Source organism: Nocardia crassostreae (assembly GCF_001613405.1).
GTDB classification, from domain to species: Bacteria; Actinomycetota; Actinomycetes; order Mycobacteriales; family Mycobacteriaceae; genus Nocardia; species Nocardia crassostreae.
On record NZ_BDCH01000047.1, the window covers coordinates 1 to 22,039 of the forward strand.

At 68.0% G+C, this 22,039-nt stretch carries 22 protein-coding genes; 11 read left to right on the forward strand and 11 right to left on the reverse strand.

The window, feature by feature from the left end:
* The first annotated feature begins 231 nt into the window (after positions 1–231).
* On the forward strand, positions 232–1,623 hold the full coding sequence (locus tag NC4_RS37750) for an MATE family efflux transporter (protein ID WP_084530172.1): 1,392 nt from the start codon (positions 232–234) through the stop codon (positions 1,621–1,623).
* Positions 1,624–1,644: 21 nt separating this feature from the next.
* On the opposite strand, the gene NC4_RS37755 is transcribed toward NC4_RS37750, so the two are convergent.
* Both NC4_RS37755 and NC4_RS37760 read right to left on the reverse strand, forming a co-directional pair.
* Positions 1,645–2,469: an acyl-CoA thioesterase gene (locus NC4_RS37755; RefSeq protein ID WP_067549125.1), complete on the reverse strand. Its 825-nt coding sequence runs from the start codon at positions 2,467–2,469 to the stop codon at positions 1,645–1,647.
* A gap of 21 nt (positions 2,470–2,490) precedes the next feature.
* Complete coding sequence (locus tag NC4_RS37760; protein WP_281186576.1) at positions 2,491–3,084, reverse strand: TetR/AcrR family transcriptional regulator; 594 nt, start codon at positions 3,082–3,084, stop codon at positions 2,491–2,493.
* Between the two features lie 93 nt (positions 3,085–3,177).
* On the opposite strand from NC4_RS37760, the gene NC4_RS37765 reads away from it, so the two are divergent.
* Together NC4_RS37765 and NC4_RS37770 are read left to right on the forward strand one after the other, a co-directional pair.
* Positions 3,178–3,606 (forward strand): tautomerase family protein, encoded by a 429-nt coding sequence (locus tag NC4_RS37765; protein WP_067549131.1) that lies wholly within the window; start codon positions 3,178–3,180, stop codon positions 3,604–3,606.
* The gene (locus NC4_RS37770) at positions 3,599–4,735 is read left to right on the forward strand and encodes a zinc-dependent alcohol dehydrogenase (RefSeq protein WP_067549134.1); all 1,137 of its coding nucleotides are present in this window, start codon (positions 3,599–3,601) and stop codon (positions 4,733–4,735) included. Before NC4_RS37765 ends, NC4_RS37770 begins: the two co-directional genes overlap by 8 nt.
* Here NC4_RS37770 and NC4_RS37775 read toward each other — a convergent pair.
* The 3 genes from NC4_RS37775 to NC4_RS37785 all read right to left on the reverse strand — a co-directional run bounded on the left by NC4_RS37775 (position 4,732) and on the right by NC4_RS37785 (position 6,608).
* On the reverse strand, positions 4,732–5,388 hold the full coding sequence (locus tag NC4_RS37775; protein WP_067549138.1) for a response regulator: 657 nt from the start codon (positions 5,386–5,388) through the stop codon (positions 4,732–4,734). The two genes, NC4_RS37770 and NC4_RS37775, sit on opposite strands and share 4 nt — an antisense overlap.
* Entirely contained in the window at positions 5,385–5,777 is a 393-nt protein-coding gene (locus tag NC4_RS37780; protein WP_067549140.1) for a sensor histidine kinase, read from the reverse strand. The genes NC4_RS37775 and NC4_RS37780 overlap by 4 nt, the downstream gene beginning before the upstream one ends.
* Before the next feature lie 66 nt (positions 5,778–5,843).
* Positions 5,844–6,608: a sensor histidine kinase gene (locus NC4_RS37785; RefSeq protein WP_067549142.1), complete on the reverse strand. Its 765-nt coding sequence runs from the start codon at positions 6,606–6,608 to the stop codon at positions 5,844–5,846.
* A 133-nt stretch (positions 6,609–6,741) separates the two neighbouring features.
* On the opposite strand from NC4_RS37785, the gene NC4_RS37790 reads away from it, so the two are divergent.
* The 3 genes from NC4_RS37790 (at position 6,742) to NC4_RS37800 (ending at position 10,814) form a co-directional block, all read left to right on the forward strand.
* The gene (locus NC4_RS37790; protein ID WP_067549145.1) at positions 6,742–8,808 is read left to right on the forward strand and encodes an MMPL family transporter; all 2,067 of its coding nucleotides are present in this window, start codon (positions 6,742–6,744) and stop codon (positions 8,806–8,808) included.
* Between the two features lie 63 nt (positions 8,809–8,871).
* The gene (locus NC4_RS37795) at positions 8,872–9,594 is read left to right on the forward strand and encodes a class I SAM-dependent methyltransferase (protein WP_245722202.1); all 723 of its coding nucleotides are present in this window, start codon (positions 8,872–8,874) and stop codon (positions 9,592–9,594) included.
* Entirely contained in the window at positions 9,591–10,814 is a 1,224-nt protein-coding gene (locus NC4_RS37800) for a YncE family protein (protein WP_157555466.1), read from the forward strand. The genes NC4_RS37795 and NC4_RS37800 overlap by 4 nt, the downstream gene beginning before the upstream one ends.
* Before the next feature lie 125 nt (positions 10,815–10,939).
* Here NC4_RS37800 and NC4_RS40855 read toward each other — a convergent pair whose 3' ends face one another.
* From NC4_RS40855 to grpE, 6 genes are all read right to left on the reverse strand, one after another.
* Entirely contained in the window at positions 10,940–11,083 is a 144-nt protein-coding gene (locus NC4_RS40855) for a hypothetical protein (protein WP_157555467.1), read from the reverse strand.
* A 265-nt stretch (positions 11,084–11,348) separates the two neighbouring features.
* A complete protein-coding gene (locus NC4_RS37805) occupies positions 11,349–11,786 on the reverse strand; it encodes a DoxX family protein (protein ID WP_067549155.1) in 438 nt (145 codons plus the stop codon).
* Positions 11,787–11,920: 134 nt separating this feature from the next.
* Positions 11,921–12,685, reverse strand: a complete 765-nt coding sequence (locus NC4_RS37810) for an SDR family NAD(P)-dependent oxidoreductase (protein ID WP_067549159.1) — start codon at positions 12,683–12,685, stop codon at positions 11,921–11,923.
* A gap of 70 nt (positions 12,686–12,755) precedes the next feature.
* A complete protein-coding gene (locus tag NC4_RS37815) occupies positions 12,756–13,613 on the reverse strand; it encodes a helix-turn-helix transcriptional regulator (protein ID WP_067549162.1) in 858 nt (285 codons plus the stop codon).
* A gap of 45 nt (positions 13,614–13,658) precedes the next feature.
* Complete coding sequence (locus tag NC4_RS37820) at positions 13,659–14,849, reverse strand: 3-ketosteroid-9-alpha-monooxygenase, oxygenase component (protein WP_067549165.1); 1,191 nt, start codon at positions 14,847–14,849, stop codon at positions 13,659–13,661.
* A 50-nt stretch (positions 14,850–14,899) separates the two neighbouring features.
* On the reverse strand, positions 14,900–15,388 hold the full coding sequence (gene grpE, locus NC4_RS37825) for a nucleotide exchange factor GrpE (RefSeq protein ID WP_067549221.1): 489 nt from the start codon (positions 15,386–15,388) through the stop codon (positions 14,900–14,902).
* A 49-nt stretch (positions 15,389–15,437) separates the two neighbouring features.
* Here grpE and NC4_RS37830 point away from each other — a divergent pair, with 49 nt between their 5' ends.
* From NC4_RS37830 to NC4_RS37850, 5 genes are all read left to right on the forward strand, one after another.
* Positions 15,438–17,120, forward strand: coding sequence for an Hsp70 family protein (locus NC4_RS37830; protein WP_067549168.1), 1,683 nt, complete (start codon positions 15,438–15,440; stop codon positions 17,118–17,120).
* Between the two features lie 8 nt (positions 17,121–17,128).
* On the forward strand, positions 17,129–19,300 hold the full coding sequence (locus NC4_RS37835) for a hypothetical protein (RefSeq protein ID WP_067549175.1): 2,172 nt from the start codon (positions 17,129–17,131) through the stop codon (positions 19,298–19,300).
* Between the two features lie 448 nt (positions 19,301–19,748).
* Positions 19,749–20,708, forward strand: coding sequence for a metallophosphoesterase family protein (locus tag NC4_RS37840; protein WP_157555469.1), 960 nt, complete (start codon positions 19,749–19,751; stop codon positions 20,706–20,708).
* Between the two features lie 4 nt (positions 20,709–20,712).
* Positions 20,713–20,901 carry a hypothetical protein gene (locus tag NC4_RS37845; RefSeq protein WP_067549178.1) on the forward strand — a complete coding sequence of 63 codons (189 nt, stop codon included), beginning with the start codon at positions 20,713–20,715 and terminating at the stop codon, positions 20,899–20,901.
* A gap of 69 nt (positions 20,902–20,970) precedes the next feature.
* Positions 20,971–22,038 (forward strand): XdhC family protein, encoded by a 1,068-nt coding sequence (locus NC4_RS37850; protein ID WP_067549181.1) that lies wholly within the window; start codon positions 20,971–20,973, stop codon positions 22,036–22,038.
* Position 22,039: the final 1 nt, after the last annotated feature.

Below are 22,039 nucleotides of genomic sequence, written 5' to 3' on the forward strand. Positions count from 1 at the left end.
CAGTTCTGTAAGGGTTTGGGCCGTCTCGATTTTGGACTGAGTGGAGCGCACGTCGGAGCGGGGGAGCGAAGCGGAGGAGCTCCGGCGTGCGCGGAGGGAGGGAAAAATCGAGACTCAGGGGCCCAAACCCCGCCCGGAGCGAAGCGGAGGGCAAATTAAACACAGCCACGAGCGGTTCTGAGCAGACCAGCACGCAATCGTTTGTCGGGCTGATGTGCGAGGGTGATCCTTATGCCCGACGACGAGACAACTTCCTCCAGGAGTGCCGATACGGCTGTGGTTCAGCGTGGCGAGGCCGCAGTGCATGTTGGTCCGAGGCGGATTCTCGGTATCGCGGTTCCTACGCTGGGTGTTCTGGTCGCCGAGCCGATCTACCTGTTGTTCGACATGGCGGTGGTCGGCCGTCTCGGTGCGCTCGCGCTCGCTGGTCTCGCTGTTGGCGGTTTGATCCTGGCGCAGATCAGCTCACAGCTGACGTTCCTCAGCTATGGCACGACGGCGCGCTCTTCCCGCCGTCATGGTGCGGGCGACGAGCCCGGCGCGGTGGAAGAAGGCGTTCAAGCCAGTTGGCTCGCCGCAGCCGTGGGTCTGGTGATTCTCGTTGTCCTGCAACTACTCGCGGCCCCGGTGACCAGTGTCATCGCAGGCGGTGGTGATATCGCCGACGAAGCCTTGCCATGGCTACGGATCGCCCTGTTCGGTGTACCGCTGATCCTGCTGTCCATGGCCGGGAACGGTTGGATGCGTGGCGTTCAACAGACCCGTCGCCCACTGCTGTATGTGGTTGCCGGTCTGGTGGTTTCGGCAATCCTGTGCCCGGTCCTGGTGCACGGCCTGCTGGGCGCCCCGCGCTGGGAGCTCGCCGGATCGGCCGTCGCCAATGTGGTGGGTCAGCTGGTGTCCGGTGGGTTGTTCGTGCGCGCCTTGTTCCACGCCAAGGTCCCGCTACGCCCGCGCTTCGACATCATGCGCGCACAACTGGTCCTGGGCCGCGATCTGATCGTGCGCAGCCTGGCCTTCCAGGCTTGCTTCGTGTCGGCCGCCGCCGTGGCGTCCCGTTTCGGTGCGGCATCAGTGGCCGCGCACCAACTCGTCCTGCAACTGTGGACCTTCCTGGCCCTGGCCCTGGATTCCCTGGCGATTGCGGCACAGACCCTGGTGGGCGCCGCGCTGGGTGCCGGAAACGCCCGGGGCGCAAAGGGACTCGCGCGTCGAATCACCGGATGGTCCACAGCCTTCGCGATGGTGCTCGCCGTCGCTTTCGCGGCCGGATACTCCGTGATACCTCGCCTGTTCAACGACGACCCGTCGGTCCTGGAGCGCACGCATGTCGTCTGGTGGTTCTTCGTCGGCCTCATTCCCATCGCGGGCGTGGTGTTCGCCCTCGACGGTGTTCTGCTCGGTGCCGGTGACGCCGCCTTCCTCCGCAATGCCACCCTCGGTTCGGCCCTGCTGGGCTTCCTGCCCGCCATCTGGCTGTCCCTCGCCTACGACTGGGGCATCGCCGGAATCTGGTCCGGTCTGGTCGCTTTCATGGTGCTGCGCCTGATCGCCGTCTGCTGGCGCGCCCTGTCCGGCCGCTGGGCGCGGGTCGGCGCGGAGGTGCCGCGCCGCCTGGCCTGACATCGCAATCCGGTGTGCCGCTCAGTCTTTGAAATACACCAGCTGGTGGCTGGTTGCGAGCGGCGTACCGCTCTCGGTCCACAGGTGCGCCGCCTGATCGAAGAACCCGTCGCCGAAGTGCTGGGCGCGCGCGGTGGCGAGGACCGGCCGTTCCGCCACGGCGGCGAGCGGCTCGGTGTCGGCGTGGAAGTACACCGTGAGTGAGACCGTGCTAGCGGCGACCATGGGCCCCAGACGCAGCATGACGCAGGGGAAGAACACATCGCTCATGGCGGTGAGCGCGAGCTGGTCCAGCGCGCGAGCGGGGGCGTCGCGGACCCACAGCGTGGTGGTGGAATCCGGCTGCTCACGCGGTTCCGGAGTCAGCAGCCCGCCGCCTTCGACGAACCGCATCTCGTAATTGCGCAGCCACGCCGGGAACTCCGGCAGCTCCGTGACCTGCGCCGACTCCGGCGGCGGCGCGGTCGGCGGGGTGATCTCGGTATCGGACCAGGTCGATCGGCGCAGGCCGCACACCACGGTCGCGGTGGTGGTCACCGCGTCGTCCTGGGTCATGGTGAGCATCCAGTGCTGGGTGGTGCGATTGGTGCGGACCGGCTGTGCGTCGATGGTGAAGGGGCCCGCCGCAACGGGTCCGGCGTAGTTGACGGTGAGCGAGACCGGATCGGCGATCCGCCGCGGATCGTCGAGCACGGCACGCAGCAGCGTGGCCGCGGTGATGCCGCCGAAGGGGCCCACCATATTCGAGTACTCGTCCGCGGTGTGGCCGGTGTAGCGGCCTTCGCCCACCGGGGTCAGGCCGGTGGCGGTATCGAACTGGTGCTGCCGGGTTTCGATCGAGACCATGGTGAATCCTCCTTCGTCACGTCAGGGGTGGGTGAGCGCGGACCGGATAAGGAATTCGAGTTCCTCGGCGATGCGGTCCAGCGGCTCGATGCTCTGCGTCGCGCGGCACATGGCCACGCTGCCTTCGACGGCGGCGACGATCAGCGTGGCGGTGCGTGCGGCCCGGGCCGGTTCGGCGCCGTGGTCGTGCAGCGCGCCCGCCAGGAGATCGGTCCACTGGGTGAAGGCCGTCGCGGCCGCTTCGCGCGGTGCGCTGTCGGCGTCGGGCAGGTCCTCCACCGCGACGGCCAGCACCGGGCAGCCCGCACGGAAGTCGGTGTCCACCACGATCTTCCGCCACATGCGCAGGAAGGCGTGCAGTCCGTCGATCGGCCCCTTTTCGAGCTCGCGCACCAGCAGCGCTGAGGTCAGATCGCCCGCGAAGGCGACCGCCTCGGTGGCGAGCTGCGTTTTGCCGCCCGGAAAGTGGTGATATGTCGACCCGAGGGGCGCGTGCGCGAACTTCGCGAGCTCGCGCACGCTGGTGGCATTGAGGCCGCGCCGCCGGATCATATCCGCCGCCCCGGCCACGAGCTTGTGCCGCGAGTCCTGCGCACCCGTGGGTTTGTTTCCCACTTCCACCTCCTTGTCTATAACAACCGTCATATAGTAGCGTGCCTAGATTATAACGACTGTTATAGACCGTTCGAGACACGAGGGAGCACGCTCATGCCGATGATTCACCTGACCCTGCCGACCGGTGTCCTGCCCGCCGAGACCCGGGCCGAACTGCGCAAAGCGCTACCCGCGACCCTGCTGAAGTGGGAGGGCGTCCCGGATTCCGCCTTCTTCCGCGCCCAGGCCTGGTGCCGGATCGAGGAGGTCCCCGACGGCGGTTTCGCCGCGCTCGAGGACGACCTCCCGCGCTTCCGGGTCGACGTGACCGTCCCGGAAGGCGGTCTGTCGGAGCGCCGCAAAGCCGGACTCATCCAGGAAGTCACCGATCAGGTTCTCGCCGCCGGTCTCGACGCGGCAGACGCCCTGCGGGTGTGGGTGCTGATCCGCGAACAGCCCGAGGGCACCTGGGGTGCGGCGGGCAATGTCGTCAAGTTCAAGGACCTGGCCGCCTTCGCGCAGGGCCAGCGCGAGAATGCGTGAGCTGCAATTAATTCGGAGCGGGCGGCTGGAGTGGCGCGAGCGTCCCGCGCCGGAGCTGCGTGATCCGCGTGACGCGCTGGTGCGCCCGTTCGTCGCCGGGCGCTGTGACGGTGACACCATGCCGATCCACCGGCCTGTCTCCCGAGCCATGCAACTCGGCATCCGGGCGGGCCTGATCGATCCGGTCGTGGCGAGCATCTGCGGCCCCGTCCCGTTCCAGGGTCCGTTCGGCATCGGCCACGAATGCATTGCCGAGGTGATCGAGGTCGGCTCGGAGATCACCACCCTGCGCCGGGGCGACGTGGTCGTGGTCCCGTGGGCGGTGTCGTGCGGCGACTGCCGGGAATGCCGGTTGGGTCTGACGGCGAAATGCTCCACCACCCGCACCTCGACGCTGGCGGCCTTCGGCTTCGGTGCGGCCAGCGGCCCCTGGGGTGGCATGGTCGCGGATCTGCTGCGCATCCCGTTCGCCGACCACATGCTCGTTCCGGTGCCCGCGGGCGTCGACCCCCTGCGGGTCGCCGCCGCCAGTGACAATCTCTCCGATGCCTGGCGCTGCGTCGTGCCGCCCTTGCGGGCACGGCCGGGTGGCAGGGTGCTGGTCCTCGGCGGCGCCGCGCAGAGCATCGGCCTGTATGCCGCGGGCTTGGCCGCGCGGCACGGCGCGGAGGTCGTCGATTACGTCGACCATCGCCGCGAGCGGCTCGATATCGCCGAAAAGCTCGGCGCTCGAACGCATTCCACGGCGTCGAAGGGCAAACTCCGCGGCACCGATATCCCGCGCCGGGACTACGACATCGTTGTCGAGGGCACCTCCACCGCCACCGGAGTCGATCTCGCCTTGCGCTCGCTGGCCCCTGGCGGATTCTGTCAGCCGGTCGGCTACTACCTCCCGGTCGGCACCAAGGTCCCCCTCATGCACATGTATGCCAACGACGCCACGTTGAAGGTCGGCGTCTCCAATGTCCGCCCTCTCCTCCCCGATGTCCTGGATTTCGTTGCCCGCCAAGACTTCCCAGCCGAAACGGTCACCACCCTCACCGCCGACTGGGAGGATTCGCCGACCGCGTACAAGGCGCACACCACCAAGCTGGTCCTGCACCGCGAACCCCTGCACGCCGCAGCCTAAGGAGCGGGCGCCACCAGTCCGGCCTCGTAGGCGGCGATGACCAGTTGAACTCGGTCGCGGGCGAGGAGTTTGGCCAGGATGCGGCTGACGTGGGTCTTGACGGTGAGGGGGCTCAGGACCAGGGATTCGGCGATCTCGGCATTGGTCAGGCCGCGGGCGATGAGGATGAGGACGTCGAGTTCGCGGTCTGTCAGGGCCGAGATCGACGGGCGCGGTGCGGGATCCGGGAGGGCGCGCACGCGGGTGATGACGGCGGCGGTGGCGCTGGGGGACAGGAGGGCTTCACCGGCGGCGATGATGCGGATGGCGTCCAGAAGGGCGGCGGGTTTGGTGTCCTTGATGAGGAATCCGCTGGCACCGGCGCGCAGGGCGGCGAGGACATTGTCGTCGGTGTCGTAGGTGGTGAGAACGAGAACCCGGACCCCGGCCAGGTTTTCGTCGGCGGCTATGTCGGCGGTGGCGGCGATGCCGTCGAGATCGGGCATGCGGATGTCCATGACGACGACGTCGGCGCGTTCGGTGCGGGCGAGGGCCACCGCTTCGCGGCCGGTGGCGGCCTCGCCGACGACCCGCATATCGGGGGCCGAGGCGATGAGGAGGGCGAACGCGCCGCGTACGAGGGCCTGGTCGTCGGCCAGCAGGACTCGGATCATGGCTGTACTCCCAGGGATTCGCCGGAGACATCGCGCGGCGGGGTGGATCGCTGTGCGCCCAGGACCGGGAGGGTGGCGCGCACTTCGAAGCCGTTGCCGGTGTCGATCGCGGAGGCGGTGCCGCCGATCGCCTCGGCGCGTTCGATCATGCCGCGGATGCCGAATCCTGTTGTATTCGAGTGGTTTCGGGAGTTGTTGCGCTGTTGAGGGCGGCCGTTGTCGGAGATGTCGATGAGCAGGCGGTCGGTGCGGTAGTCGAGATGGACGGTCGCCGTGGTGGCTTCGGCGTGTTTGGCCACATTGGTCAGGGCCTCCTGGACGATGCGGTAGGCGACCAGTTCCACGGTCGGGGCCAACGGCCGCTGGTGTCCGGCGGTGACGAATTCCACGGTGACTCCGGCGGCTGCGGCGTGATCGGCGAGGGCTCGTACTCGGGTGAGGTCGGGTAGCGGCTCTCAGGAGGTGCTGTCCTCGTCCGCGTGCCGGTCCGGTGTGCGCAGCACGCCGACGGTGGCGGCGAGTTCGGCGCGGGCGTCGGCGCAGGCATCGGAAATGGTTTCCAGCGCATCGATGACGGTGTCCCGGTCGGCATGTCGTTCGGTGATCAGGTGCGCGGCGACGCCCGCTTGCACCTGGATGACGGTAATGGTGTGGGCGAGCAGGTCGTGCAGGTCGCGGGCGATGCGCAGGCGTTCCTCGGTCACCTGGCGGCGGGCTTCCTCGTCGCGGGTGCGTTCGGCGCGTTCGGCGCGGTCCAGGACTTCGGCGATATAGGCGCGGTGTAGTCGCACGGCTTCACCGGCCACGCAGGCGAGCACGATCCAGCCGACCGCGCCGAAGGTTTGCAGGGCGGTGTTCTCGTTCCCCTCGCGGGAGATGATGATCCCGGCGGCGGCGAACGCCATGACGGTGAGGATGACGATCGCGGTGCGGCGGCGGGTGCCCCAGCGCGCCACCGTGTACAGCGCGATGATGGTCGCGGGAACGATCGCCTCGTGCGGGAATTCGTTCGCGTGATACGGGATCGCCAGCACGGTGTGCGCGATCAGCACGGCCAGCGGGTAGCGGCGGCGCAGCATCAGCGGCAGGGTGGCCAGCACCAGTAGGGTGGCTCCGAAGGCGTTCAACGGTGTGGTCGCGGGGATGAGCCGGGCCGCCACCAGTTCCCCGAGCAGCACCGCACCGGTGAGCAGGCCGTAGGTCCACCACACGCGGTTCATTCCCGCCATTGTGCGGCAGTCGCGGGGCGCGCAGGTACTCCGCGCGGAGTATTCGCAACAGCCTGCCGTGGGCGGACGATTTCGATCCGCCCGCCCGCAAGGCTGCTTGCATGCCCTTTGCGAGGAGTCAGTCATGGGAATGAAAGCCAGAGCGCTACTGCTCATCGGCGTCTGGATCGCGGTGCTGGCCGCGATGGTGCCGTTGGCCGGTGGGCTCGATGATGTGAAGTCCGACAAGGAAACCGATTATCTGCCCGCCTCGGCGCAGTCGACCATGGCGGCGGAGTTGGAGCAGACGCTGCCCGGCGGGACCGAGAACGTGTTTCTCGTGGTGTACGAGCGTGATTCGGGCGTCGCCGAGGCGGATCGCGCCACGGCCGCGAATCACTATGCGGCTCTGCGCGCGACATACGGCAGCGTGGGCGGGCCGGATCAGCCGATCGGCTCCGCCGACGGGAAGGCCGTGATGTATCCGGTGATGGTCGGCCAATCGCACGGTGAACCTTCCTCGTACATCGAGGAATTCCGCGCCGCAGTGGCCGAGCACCCGGCCGGGCTGAGCGTGCAGGTCGCCGGTCCCGGCGCGCTGTCGGCCGATTTCGAGGGTGCGTTCGAGGGTATCGACGAGCAGTTGCTGCTGGTGACCGTGCTGGTGGTGACGGTCATCCTGCTGCTCACCTACCGCAGCCCGCTGCTGTGGCTGGTGCCGCTGATCGCGGTGGCGGGCGCCAACCTGCTGGCCATGGCCGCCGTGTACGGTCTCGCCAAGACCTTCGACGTGACGGTCAACGACCAGAGCGCCGCCGTCCTCACCATCCTGGTCTTCGGCGTCGGCACCGACTACGCCCTGCTGATCGTCGCCCGCTATCGCGAAGAGTTGCGCCGTCATCCGGAGGTGGCGACCGCCATGCTGGCCGCCCTGCGCCGCTCGGTCCCCGCCATCGCCGCCTCCGCCGCCACGGTCAGCCTCGGCCTGCTGTGCCTGCTCGCCGCCGATATGAACAATGCCGCCGGTATGGGCCCGGTCGGCGCGGCGGGCATCGTGTGCGCCCTGCTGGTCATGGTCACCTTGTTCCCCGCGCTCCTGGTCGTGTGCGGCCGCTGGATCTTCTGGCCCCGCATTCCCCGCGTGCGGTCCGATGCCATCGCGTGCGCCACGCTGTGGGACCGGATCGGCGCGTATATCGCACGCCGCCCGGTGGTTTCGGCCACCGCCTCGATCGCGGTACTGGCCCTGCTCGGCCTGGGCCTGCTCGGCAACACCGGATCCCTGTCCCGCGCCGACCAATTCGTCGACACCCCCGAATCGGTCCACGGCCAAACCGTCATCGCCGCGCACTTCCCCGAACGCGCGGGCACCCCGCTCTTGGTCATGACCCCCAATGCATCCCGCGACGCCGTCCTGCGCATCCTGGAAGCCGACCCCGGAATCGGCTCGGCCGAAGCCGGTCGCACCGGCCCCCAATTCTTCGAAATCACCGCCATACCAAGCGATCCCGCCGACTCGCCCACCGAATACGCCACCATCGACCGCCTCCGCGCCGCCCTCGCCGACCTTTCCCCCGACACGGTCATCGGCGGCCCCAGCGCCTCCAACCTCGATATCGCCGACGCCTCCACCCGCGACCGTTGGATAGTCATCCCCCTGGTCCTGCTGGTGGTAACCGCCGTCCTGGCCCTCCTCCTGCGCTCCCTGGCGGCCCCCCTCGGCCTCCTCCTGACCGTAGTCCTGTCCTTCGGATCATCCCTGGGCGCAATCATTCTCGCCTTCGAACACCTCTTCGGCTTCACCGGCCTGGACTCCGGCCTGATCCTCCTGTCCTTCCTCTTCCTGGTGGCCCTGGGCGTCGACTACAACATCTTCCTGGTCAGCCGAGCCCGCGAGGAATCCCACCGCCTCGGCACCCGCCAGGGCATGCTCCGCAGCCTCGCGGTCACCGGCGGCGTAATCACCTCCGCCGGAATAGTCCTCGCCGCCACCTTCGCCGTCCTCACCACCCTCCCCCTGGTCTCCCTCGCCCAAATCGGCTTCGCCGTAGCCTTCGGCGTCCTCCTCGACACCCTCCTGGTCCGCTCAATCCTGGTCCCGGCCCTCACCATGCTCGCCGGAGACCGCATCTGGTGGCCCTCTCGCCTCCCACGCCCCCGGCCCGATCGATCCGTTCCAGCACCTCGGGACCCCGAGTCTGTCATGGCGTAGCCGCGCCACCGAATCCCGCTCTCCGACACGGAGAAATGGCACCCGACCAGGAATAATGGTCGGGTGCCAGCCCCTCTCGAAACCCGCCTCCTCGACAACGCCGCGCTCGAATGCTCCTCCGTCGTAGCGAACAACGCGATGAACCGCGGCCGCGGCCTCTCCGGCGTCAACAGCTACACACGCGAACTCGGCTTCAACCCCTACGACCGCCTGGCACCCCTCCTGCGCGCCACCCCGCAACACCCCGTCCACTGGATCGACGTGTGTTGCGGCTCAGGCCGAGCCCTTCTCGAAGCCGAGCACCGCTTCGCGGCCGACTTCCCCGCCGCCGACATCACCATCACCAGAATCGACCTCGTAGACCACTTCCAAGCCACGCCACGCACCCCCCACCTCCGCCTGATCACAGCAAACGCCGCCACCTGGCACCCCGACACTCTCGCCGACCTGATCACCTGCGTCCACGGCCTCCACTACATCGGCGACAAACTCTCCCTCCTCTCCGCCATGACCCAATGGACAAGCCCCGGAGCCTCATTTGCCGCCGACTTCGACCCCCATTCGATCCGCCACCCCAACGGCTCTTCCGCCGCCCGCAAGGTCCTGACCGAACTCCGCGCAGCAGGTCTGACCTACGACATCCGCCGCCACCGCCTGTCGGGCACCGACTTCCGTCCCGTGACCTTCACCGCCACCTACCTCGGCGCAGACGACGCCGCGGGCCCCGGCTACACCGGCCAGCCCGCCGTCGCGTCGTACTACGACTTCGGTTCTCGGGCCGCATGACTCCAATCGATGACCAGGGTCAGATTGCGATAGCGTGGCCTCCCGCCACGCCAAAGATCGATTTCGGGGGAACGATGCGCCAGGCCAACCTTTTCGAGCGACCCAGCGAGCACCCTGTGCGGCATCGTTTGATTCGCACGCTCCGTGGCGTCGCGGCGGTCGCCAGTGTCGCGGGTGCTGTGATGGTTTCTTCAGGCTGCGCGAGTGAAATGACCAGCGGCCCTGAGACGATCGCGATTAATGGCGACGCATTTTCGGGCAAGCTTGTGATTGATTCGGTCTCACGCACGCTGTATGTCGCCACCCACATCGCCGATGATGACGGTGATCCCGACACCAACGTTCACGCACTCTCGGTGATCGACATGTCGACCAACACCGTCACCGCCAGAATCCCGATGTCTACGTACGCCAATGCATCGGACATCGCGATCGACTCGAGTACACGCACGATCTACATCGTCAGCGCATTGGACCGGCAGCGGGAGACAGGGCTGCTCACAATCGTCGACGGAGAGACCAATACCGTCACCGCCGAGATCCCCACCGGCGCCTACTCGATGCGAGTAGCGGTGGACCAGATCACGCATACCGCTTACCTCGTCAACGAAGCCACGAAGACCATCGAGGACGCGGCCGGCCGTCTGTACACGCTCACCGTGTCGGTGGTTCCACCCGGAGCCAGATCAGTTGGCGCTCCGGTGCCCGTCGCCATCGCCAGCGCAGAGGACATCGTCATCGACGACGCCTCACATACCGCCTACCTGGTCGACAACAGCAGGCTTGAAGTGATCGATCTGGCGACAACCACGAAGACATCGACGATTCTCTTGCCGTCGTCCAACACCGAAATCGCGTTGTTCGATACCGATTCCCGAACAATCTTCGCTGTGAACCAAGAGGGAGAGGTCGCGATTGTTGACCTCGCCACCGGGAAATTCACAAAGAACTACGAAGGCTTCGGGAGGTTGGAAGATTCGCGGGGAATCAGAATCACGTATACGGCAGCGTTGGACTCGGCTAGGCACACCGTATATACCGCTGGCAACGCACTCGCCGACGAGGACCTGATCAAAGCCATCGACACCGACACCGGCGTGGTCGTAGACACCTGGCAGGTCCGTCAGCCAGATGGCGTTGCGGTCGATCCGGATACACACACGTTGTATGCCTTCGTCGACGGAGATGTGGCGGTATATCCTCGTCCGGAACCGCGGTAGACCTCCTGCGCCCCGCATCGGATCAATCACCGTCCACCACACGGGATCCCGAGTCCATCATGGTGTAGCGGCAAAGTCATCGCCCGTCCGACGCCGACTTCCGTAGCCACGTGCCGGACACCGGCTTATTCGATGGACTTGCTGATCAGGGTGATTGCTGCGAACACTCCGCCGACGACGATCAGACCGTAGTGGTCCGTGGATCTGGAGTAGTCGTAGGTGGAGGCGGCGATGGTGATTGCCGCGATCAGGAATAGCAGGCGCTTCATGAGTGGCTCCCACGGACTCGGTTTCACCGTAGAAGATCGATTTCCGTTGGGCCACAGGGGGATAAGGGAATGGCAGGGCAGCGGCGGCGATGGGGCGGCGGGGGAGACGCGAGGGCGGCCATCTGGGGCGGCGCCCGGACCGGGGCGACGCGGACCAGATGGCCGCGGGATCGATCGCCGCCAACCCGACAGGCGATCGATGGGGGAACGCGCGAGCGGCGATCGGTGGGCGGGCCACCGATCGCCGGTCGTGCTTATGGAATTGTCATCGCGAGAGGGAGTTGCGCAGGTCGGTGATGGTGGTGCGGCGTTCGTAGGCGATCCAGGCGAAGATGGCGGCGAGCACGAGGGGGAAGATCGCCATGGAGGGCTTGTCGGCGATGAAGGCCTGGGTCCCGGCGGCGAGGACGGTGAGGACCGACAGGCCCGCGGCGGCCAGGGCGCTGACTCGTCGGACCATCAGGCCGACGCCGCCCGCGATCTCCACTACGCCGATGAAGATGAGGAGGGCGAGGGGGATGGTCAGGTTCTCGGGGGCGTTGTCCATCAACATGTTCGGGATGACGACCTTGGGGCCGCCGGAGGCGATGATGAAGAACAGGCCGAGCACGATCTGCAGGGTCCACAGGACGCGGTTGCGGATCTTTCCGGGGCGGTGGGTGGTGTCGGTGGAGAAGGCGGCGGTGGGGGTGGCGGTGGTCATTTCTGGTCCTTTTGGTCGGTCGCGCCGGGTTGGTAGCGCGTACACCAGAGAAGACGGGGCGCCGTCGCGGAACTCATCGCTGTCCGCGAAAATTCTTGAAACCGCTGGTCGAAGCCACTTGCCCCGGTGGAGTGTCAGGCGGTTGGCAGGGGGACGACGTTGATGAGGCCGCCGTCGACGAGGAGATCCTGGCCGGTGATGTAGGAGGCTTCGGCGGAGGCGAGGAAGGCCACGGCGGCGGCCACCTCGTCGGAGGAGCCGACGCGGGCCGCGGGGACGGTGGAGGCCGCGGCGGCCTGGGCGGCGGCGGGGAGTTCGGAGCGGAAGGCGGGGGTGTCGATATAGCCGGGGCTCACCGAATTGACGCGGATTCCCTTGGGGGCCAGCTCGGCCGCGAGGGTGCGGGCCAGGTTCTGAACGGCGGCCTTGGAGGCGGAGTAGAGGGCGGTGGCGGGAAAGCCGCGGTGGGGGCCGAAGGATGCGTTGATGACGATGGCGGCGCCCTCCGACAGCAGCGGCACGGTGTGTTGGAGGGTGAAGAACGCCGCTTTGAAGTTGCTGTCCAGGACGCGGTGGTACTCGTCCTCGGTGACGGCGTCGAGGGGCTGGAAGGAGCCGATGCCGGAATTGGCGAAGACGACGTCCAGGCGGCCGAAGCGATCGGCGATGGTGGCGGCGAGGGTTTCGATATCGGCGAGACTCGTCGCGTCGCCGGGGATTCCGATCGCGCGGTCGCCGATCTGCGCGACCGCGTCGTCGAGGCGGGTCTTGTCGCGCCCGGTGATGATCACCTGGGCGCCTTCGGCGGCGAGGCGGTGGGCGGCGGCCAGGCCCATGCCGCTGGAACCGCCGGTGACGAGTGCGATTTTGCCGTCGAAGTGGAAGCTGTTGTGCGTCATGGGCATAAGCCTGCCGACCCGCGAGGCGGGTAAACAGTGCGTGTTTATGGTGGGTGTGGCACCACCAGGATCAACTCGCTTCGGTCAACGAGTCCGCGAGACGGAGTCGCGGTAGGCGTTCGAGGCGCGCCGCGGTGTCGGTGGCGGGCTGCGGGTTGTAGAGCACCAGATGCCAGTCGGGATGGTCGGCGACGGTCAGGGTGGTGGCATCGAAATACAGTTCCCCGGCCTCGGGATGGCGGAGCGCGTTCACGGCTTGAACGGGGACGCCGACGTCGTGGCGTTCCCACAGCGCGGCGAATTCGGGGCTCATCGCGCCGAGTTTCTCGACCACGCCGCACACTTCGGGTTGGCCGGAGCAGTGGGCGGTATCGGCGCGGTAGGCGGCCACGACGGCGGGGGCGGCCGATTCCCAGACCTCACCCATGGCGCGGTAGCGGGGGTTGGTGAAGTAGGTGACAAGGCAGTGCTGGGGGCCGTCGTCGTAGCCGAAGGTCAGGCGGGCGGTGTCGTTGAAGGCCAGGACATTCCAGTAGCGGTCGCGGAGGACGGCGGGGCGGCGTCCCCAGGCGTCCAGCAACTGCCGCACTTCGTCGGTGACCGCCGCACCCGGATCGCCGCAGGCGGGCGGGGGGTTCATTCCGGCCAGTACGTAGAGGTGCGCGCGTTCGCGTTCGGTGAGCAGCAGGGCCTTGGCGATCGCGTCGAGGACATCGGCCGACACCGTGATGTCGCGTCCCTGTTCGAGCCAGGTGTACCAGGACACCCCGACCCCGGCGAGTACGGCGACCTCTTCACGGCGCAGCCCGGGTGTGCGCCGTCGTCCCGCCGCGGGAATTCCCACGTCCCCCGGTGTGATTCGCGCGCGCCGGGAACGCAGGAAGTCCGAGAGTTGCTCGCGCCGCCGCAGCACGGATTCGCTGGTCATAAGCCACGGTAACAATGACCGCCCGCGTGCGGGTAACGCGATGCGTCAGCCTTCCGCCGCGGCCTCGTCGGCGCGTGCCGCCGCGGCCTGCTCCGCCGCCGCTTCTTCGGCGGCGCGTCTGGCCAGATTGGCGGCGACTTCGGCCTGCCAGTTCTCATTGGCGTGGTTGGTGTCCACCTCGTATTCGAAGCGCGCCGTCATCTCCGGGGTGATATCGGCGACGTCCACATAGAACTGCTCGTACCAGCGGCGATGCTGGTAGACGGGGCCGTCCTCCTGGGTGAGCAGCGGATTGTCGATGCGCGTCTTGTGTTTCCAGATCTCCACGTCCTGCAGGAAGCCGACACCGAAGCTCTTGCCGAACGCCTTGGCCAGCTTCGCGGACTTCTCCGGCGGCAGGCCCTCGATGCGCTGCACGCTCACGCCCCACTGGAGCATGAAGGAGTTGTTGGTGACCGGATAGTGGCAGTTGATGAGCGCGACTTCCACGGTGTGGTTCTCGAAGTCATTGTGCAAGTAGTTGATCATGTACGAGGGCCCGTAATAGGAAGCCTCGGAACGCAATAGCGACACCTGCCCGTAGTTGGAGCCGGTGTACATATCGGGGCGGCCCTTCGACTGCAGGAACTGCGTCGAGACATGGCCCTCGAAGACATTTTTGAAATACACCGGATAGGCATAGTGAATGTAGAAGAAGTGCGCCATATCGACGTTGTTGTCGATGATTTCCCGGCAGTGTGCGCCCTCGATGAGCAGCGTGTTCCAGTCCCAGTCGCTCCAGCGATCGGTCTCGATGCCCTCGATGTGCGGTATGGCGACCTCGGGCGGCGGGGGATTGCCCTCGGGATCGTTCCAGACGAAGAACTGCCCGTTCTCCTCGCAGGTGATCCAGGAGCGGGTGCGAGCCAGCGGCGGCACCCGCCGCGCGTAGGGGATGGCCGCGCATTTGCCGTCGCCGCGCCAGCGCCAATCGTGGAACGGGCAGGCGATATTGTCGTCCTTGACGCTGCCGTAGGACAGATCCGCGCTCATGTGGCGGCAGTAGCCGTCGAGGGCGTGCAGCTTCCCCTGGCTGTCCGCCCAGATCACCAGCTTGCCGCCGAAGGCCTCGACCGAGTGCGGGTTTCCATCGCGGAACGTCTCGGCCAGCCCCAGGCAGTGCCAGCCGCGTGCGAATCGCGTAATCGGTTGTCCGACATCGATGGTGCGGACCTGATGCGTCGCGTGCGTCGCCATGTGCCGAGATTAAGCTCCCGCGCTTAACCGGGCAAGGGTTCGGGGCAGAGTTATTGATCTTTTTGCGCCTCGCGATACCGGCGCACAATTACTTTCGCGGGCCGCAGCGAACGCCCGGCAGCACTGAGCCCGGGCGCGATCACCTCGGCGACGGTGCGGTCCTGGCTCGGATCGGCGGCCGCGGCGACATCGGCGGCCTCCATGGTGAGCGCGTCGAATTTGCTGCCGGGCGCCGGATCCACCAGCTGCCCGCCGCGCCCGGTCAGCAGGCGCTCCACGCGTGCGGCGAAGGCGTCGAAGGCGGCGCGCTCGGCCTCGGAGGCGGCGGTCGCCGCGAACGATCGCGCATCGTTGTAGAGCGCGAACAGCTCGACCACGAGCGGTACGTCCGCGCCCGCGCGTTCGCGCTGTGCCCGCGCCTTGGCATCGTCGGCCAGCCGTTCGAGGGTCCCGGCCTGCCGGGTGAGCACCCGGGCGAGGTCGTCGATGCGCTCGGTGATCTGGCCCAGATGGTCGGTCGCCGCACCTGATTCGGTCATGCCGAAACGATAATCCCCGGTGTCGGCTGTGGCTGCTACGATCGCGCCCATGGCGGTTTTCGGAATCGACCTGGGGACAACAAATTCGGCGATTGCAAGAATCGATGCTGACGGCCGCCCAGAAGTACTGATCGGGATAAACGGGGAACCCACGGTTCCCTCGGTGGTGTTGTTCGCCTCCGGCTACGACCATGTGGTGGGCGAGGGTGCGCGGCGGCAGGCCCGCCTGGATCCCGAACATGTGTGTGCGCTGGTCAAACGGCGTATGGGGGATGCCGAGTGGCGGTTCGTGGCACACGGACAGACCTGGTCCGCGCCCGCGGTGTCCTCACTGATTCTCAAGAGCCTGGCCGCGGACGCCGAATTCGGCGGCGGTGAAACGGTGCAGCGGGTGGTCATCACCGTGCCCGCGTATTTCGGTGACGAGGAGCGGCGCGCCACCATTCAGGCCGGAACCTATGCCGGTTTCGATGTGGCGGGCGTGCTGTCCGAGCCCATCGCGGCGGCGCTGTCCTACGGCTTCGGGCGACTGGACGGCAGTATCGACATCGGCAAGGGCGGGGCGCGGGAGACCGTGCTCGCCTACGACCTCGGCGGCGGCACCTTCGACGCGACGGTCATCGAATTGGCCGACCGGCGCATCTCCGTACTGGCCGTGGAGGGCGATCATCAACTCGGCGGCGCGGATTGGGACGAGCGCATCGCCCTGCACCTGTCCCAGCAGTTCTGCGCCGCCAATCCCGAGGCCGAGGATCCCCTGGATGATTCGGCCGGATCGCAAATGCTGGTGCTGGCCGCCGAACAGGCCAAACGCGAACTCAGCGACCGCGAGAGAACCGAAGTCGTCATCGCACACGACGGCGCCCGCGCGGTCGTCCCCCTGACCCGCGCGGAGATGGAGGCCATGACGGCCTCCCTGCTGCGCCGCACTCTCGATCTCACCAAGGCGTGCATCGGCGAGGCGGGCAAACGCGGTGTGCACCGGGTGGATCGGCTTCTGCTGGTCGGCGGTTCCTCGCGCATGCCCATGGTGGCCGAGGGACTACAGAAGGAACTGGGCATCGCGGGCGAGTTGCGCGATCCCGATCTGTCGGTGGCGTGTGGCGCGGCGCTCTACGGCGAGAAGCTGGAAATGGAGCGGCTCATTGTCGCCGATCTGGTGACCCGCGGCCGGTTGCGCGACGGTTCGGCGCTCAGCGAGGCCAATCCGGGCGATCTGGAACAGTCTCTCGCCCGCGTGGCCGCCTCCTTCGGGCAGCCGGTCGCGCTGGTGCGGCGCATGCTCGAAATCCAGGTCGACACCGTGGTGTCGCGCGGTTTCGGCGTGCTGGCCCTCGACCCGTACAACGGGCTGGCCGCCAGCTGGCTCGTGCATCGCAACCAGACCCTGCCGATTCGCGTGCGCCGCTCCTACGGCACCGTGCGCGCCGATCAGGATCAGATCGAGCTGACCATCGTCGAACAGCAGGGTCAGGCCGCCTCCACCCGACCCGAGGATACGAAAGTCCTCGTGGAGGGCCGGATTCGCGATATCCCGCCCGGCTATCCGGCCGGTAGCGAGGTCCAGGTGACCTTCGAGATGGGTTTCGACGGCATCCTGCACGTCACCGCCTATCACGTGGAGGCGCACATGCCCCTCGCCCTGTCGGTGCAGACCGGAGCCACGCTGTCGCAAGCCGATGTGGCGCGGGAACTGGATCAGCTGCAACGCACCCGCCGCCGTCCCGTCTGAGCGCCGCCATGCATGCCTTCGACCCCAACGATTACCGCAAACGCGTGCTCGCCGCCGTGGAGCGCCGCGGCGGCCTGGAATTCGCGGATTGCTTCGAGCTCTACGACATTCCGCTCGAGGAATCGGACCGGCTCGGCGATGCCGAGGTGAGAACGCGCATCGACGAGGTGTGGGCGTTCTGGCAGAAGCAGCGCGATCATCCGAAGTACCGGGTGCTGGTCGGCCTGCTCGTCGACGCGCACGACGAACTGTGCGATCCGCTGCTGCACGCCTCCTCGCGGCGGGTCGAGGCCGAGCGCGTGAAACAGCAACGCGCCCGGCGGGATTCGGAACGCTACGAAATGCTCGACACCGCCATCGAACGGCTCGTGGCGCGGCACGGCGGCATTCCGGCGAGCAAGATCCCGGGCCTCGAGGACATCGGCAAGATGGGCAGCCTCGGACCCGAGGAAATCCAGGGCCGCATCCGGCGGCATCGCATTTTCGAGGACACCGCTCCCGCGCCCGCCGCGGCCCCGTCCAGCGCGGTGACTCCGCAACGGCGGCAGCAGATCCGCAAACTCCTCGCCGAATACGAGCGCCTGCTGCCCGGCGATCCGGTGCCGACCCTGCTGGCGCTGCTGCGCCTGGACTTCACCAAGGCCCACCAGACCGGTGAGATCCGTTTGCGCGCCGAGGCTTTGCGCGCCCGCACCCGCGAACTCCCGCCCGGCCGGGTGCGCGTGGTCCTGGACGAGCTGCTGGTGCACATCAACGACCTCCTGGAGGCCGGTGGCAGCGTCGTCGACGACTATCTGCAAGCCGTCATCGAGGACGCGACCGAGGCGCTGCGCCCGCAAGTCCGCGCCGCGGTACTAGTGGAAGACCACCTCATCGACAGCGATTTCGAATACCTCGTCGGCGAGGGCATTGCCGCGGGCCTGGATCGCGCACACGCCGAGCAGATCCTCGTCGGCTTGGTGACTGAGCTCGGCACGACCATCGAAGGCCGCGAACACCTTTCCGGTCCCGCGCACCGGTCCTCGGGCGGCACACACACCGGTGCCGCGTCGACGGGTTCGCACGGCGGCACCGCATCGACGGGGCCGCGCGGTGGTGCCGGGTCGACGGGGCCGCGCGCCGGTGCCGGGTCAACGGGTTCACGCACCGGTACCGGGTCGACGGGTTCGCCGACCGGTGCGACAGCGGCTGGATCGCGGCACGCGGGTTCGACTGCGGCGGGCGGTGGTTCACGCCAGACGCCGACCCCGCCCGCCCCGACTCCGCCCGTCCGCGCGTGGGAGGAGCCCCTCAAAGCGGCCCGCGCCGCCCTGCGCCGCGGCCGCCCCAATGAAGCCGCGCAGCATATGGCCACCGCCCAGCGCGCGGTCGGCGGCGACCACGCCGGGCACACCGCCGTTCGCCCGGTCGCCGACGAGGTGGACCGCATTCTCGCCGAGGCCGCGCAGCGCTGGCGCAATGCCGTCACCAGTAGCGCGGGCAAACGCTTCGTGGAAGCGCTGGAGAATCTGGAGTACCTGGAGCGCAGCGCCTCCGACGTCCCCAATCCGGATCACCGCGGTCCGAGTCTGGCGCAGTTGCTCGCGCAGGCCCGTGCCGCGCTCACCGAGGCCGATCGCATGCTGGCCGCTGCCCCAGCCGACCCGCCCGCCTCCCGAATGCGCGCGCTACTGGCCGTTTTCGATATCTGCGCCGATCACGCGGGCGCAGCCGCGGCCCTGTCCGCGCTGCCCGTCGCCGCGCCGCCGCTGGTGCGGGCCGAACGCAAACCCGATGGCACAGTGGTCATCACCTGGTCGCCCTCGACCACCGAACAGGTCGAATACCGCGTCACCCGCCTGCAACCCGACGGCTCCTGGCGCGTGGTCGGCCGCACCCGCACGACCTCCCTGGAGGACGGCGGCGCGACCACCGGCCCGGTCCCCGTCTACGGCGTCGTAGCCTCGATCTCCGGCCGCACCTCCGACATCGCCCGCTCCGACGGCCCGTCCCGCCCGGAGCAACCCGCCGCCCCCGCCGCGGACCCCACCCCCAGCGGCATGCCGGTCGTCTCCGCGCTCACCGTGCAGGGCGGCGTGCTCACCTTCGAATGGCCCACCGGCATCACCGAGGTCATGGTCGTCGCCCGCGCCGACGCACCGCCCACCGACCCGGACGACCCCGAGGCCGCCCACAAATAGAAGGTCACCAATACCCGCTACCAGATCGACGGCGGCGTCAAGATCCCACCGGTGGTCCCACGCCCCTGCCACCTGGCCATCGCCTCCTGCAAGCGGGAAGCCAGCGGAATCCTGGCCGTCGCAGCGGGTTTCGCCCCGAACGCCCGCATCCGCTGGCTCGGCTGAGCCGCCACCCGTGCGCGGGCGGTCGGGATCTGTCATGTGGTCGTGGAATCCCGGCAGCCGGGTTCGCTCCGAGCGCCCGCCATCCGCCGGGTCGGTCGAGCGGAATCGGGGCGTTGGCTGTCTGCCCGCCGCGAGGTGGCGCGCCGGATCTTCATGTCGGCTACCCCGGAATGTGGTGCCCGGGCAACTCCCTGGATGCGCCCGGTCTGCGGGGTCATGGGAATCTGGTGGGGTTCGGCTTCGTTGCTGCGAGGACCGATCATGAGCAGAGAGGCGGAGCTGGGTGATTCCGAAACTGATGGCGGTGAGCGACATCCATGTCGGGCATCAGGGCAATAAACCCGTGGTCGAGGCGATCCGGGCGGATTCACCCGAGGACTGGCTGATCCTCGCTGGTGACGTGGGGGAGAAGGTCGAGGACATCCGCTGGGCGCTGGAGACCTTGCGCGGGCGGTTCGCCAAGCTGATCTGGGTGCCGGGGAATCACGAATTGTGGACCACGGCAAAGGATTCCGTGCAGATGCACGGTGCGGCCCGGTACGACTACCTGGTGTCGATCTGCCGCGACCTGGATGTGCTCACCCCGGAGGACCCGTTCCCGGTCTGGGAGGGCGCGGGCGCGGAGGCGTACGGCGGCGCGGTCACCCTGGCCCCGATGTTCACCCTCTACGACTACTCCTGGCTGCCGCAGGGCGCCAAGACCAAGGCGGAGGGCCTGGCCATCGCCCGCGAGCGCAATGTGGTCGCCACCGATGAATTCCTGCTCTCCCCGGACCCGTACGTCACCCGCGACGCCTGGTGTCATGCCCGCGTGCAGTACACCAAGCGCCGCCTCGACGCCCTCCCCGCCGAAACCCCCTTGGTCCTGATCAACCACTGGCCGCTGCTGCGCCAGCCCGTCGACATGATGTGGTATCCGGAATTCGCCCTCTGGTGCGGCACCGACCTCACCACCGACTGGCACACCAGCTACAACGTGGTCTGCGCCGTCTACGGCCACCTCCACATCCCCCGCACCGCCCACTACGACGGCGTCCGCTTCGAGGAAGTCTCCCTCGGTTACCCCCGCGAATGGCAGCGCCGCGGCCTCCCCGACAAACTCCTTCGCCAAATCCTCCCGACCCCCGAGTACGGCCCGGACGACCTCAACGAATGGGGCGGCCACTTCAAGATCACCCCGGAAATGCGCGAACTCGCCCAGAAGATGCGCGCCCAGGTCGACAAGCGCCGGGGGCTGGCCTGAGCGAATGAACAAGATCACCCTTGGCTTGCTCCTGCTGGCCGGTGTGCTGGCCGCCCTGGTGTGGCTGTTCGAGAAATCCGGTGACGATTGTTCGGGCAGCTACTGCCCACCGGACTCGTCCGTGGCCGCGCCGACCACGCCCGCTTCCTTTGATCATGCGATCGTGTCGATCGCGATCTCTTGCTGCCGCTGACGGTAACGGTGAGGTTGCCATGGGAATGGCTGGCGTGCGATCGCGTCAGTGAGCAGTAATGATGGGTGAGTGCGTGAGTTGCTGCCGCAGCTGATCGATCGGGTCCGGCAGGGCCCGGTCGCTCTCGCGCGAGTCGTGGGCGTCACCGGGGCCGGGCCGCGCGCGGCCGGGGCGGCCATGCTGGTCACCGAGGACGGGGAGGTCGTCGGGTCGGTGTCGGGGGGATGCGTCGAGGCGGCGGTCGTCGAGTCGGCGATGGGGGTGCTCGGGGGCGGGGATGCGGTGCTCGAGCGGTTCGGTGTCGCCGAGCCCGAGGGGGTGGCGATCGGGTTGACCTGTGGCGGTGAGATGGAGGTGTTCATCGAGCCGGTGGCGGGGGAGCGGCTCGGTGATCTGTTGGCGCTGGAACACGAGATACGGCAGGGGCGTTCGGTCGCGCTGGTCACCACGCTCGATGATGCGCCGTCGTGGTGGCTGATCGGCTCGGGTGCGCCGGGGCCCGGTGTCAGCCGGGATGCGGTGCATATGGCGCGGGCGGGGCGCACCGGGACCGTCGGGATCGACGAGTGTGCGCCGACGGCGTTTCCGCCGCGGGCGTTCGTGCAGAGTTTCGGGCCGCGCGCGCGAATGATTCTGGCGGGGGCCAATGATTTCGTGCGGGCGTTGAGCCGGTTGGGCGGGCAGCTGGGGTATCGGGTCACCGTGGTGGACGCGCGGAAGACCTTTGCTACCGCGGCGCGATTCCCGGCGGCCGACGAGGTGGTGGTGGATTGGCCGCATCGATATCTGCGGCGGGAGTACGTGGCTGGACGCGTCGATGGGCGCACGGTCGTCTGCGTGCTCACCCACGACGCCAAATTCGATGTGCCCCTGCTGGTCGAGGCGCTGGGCATCGAGGACATCGGCTTCGTCGGAGCGCTCGGTTCGCGTCGCACGCACGCCGATCGGCTCGCACGGCTGGCCGAGGCGGGGGTGGGCCCGGAACAGCTACGGCGGCTGCGCAGCCCGGTCGGACTCGACCTCAATGCCTCCACGCCGGAGGAGACCGCGGTGTCCATCGCGGCGCAGATCATCGCCGAACCCGGTGGTGCGTCGGGCCGCCCGCTGGCCGCGACGGACGGCCCGATTCATCACTGAG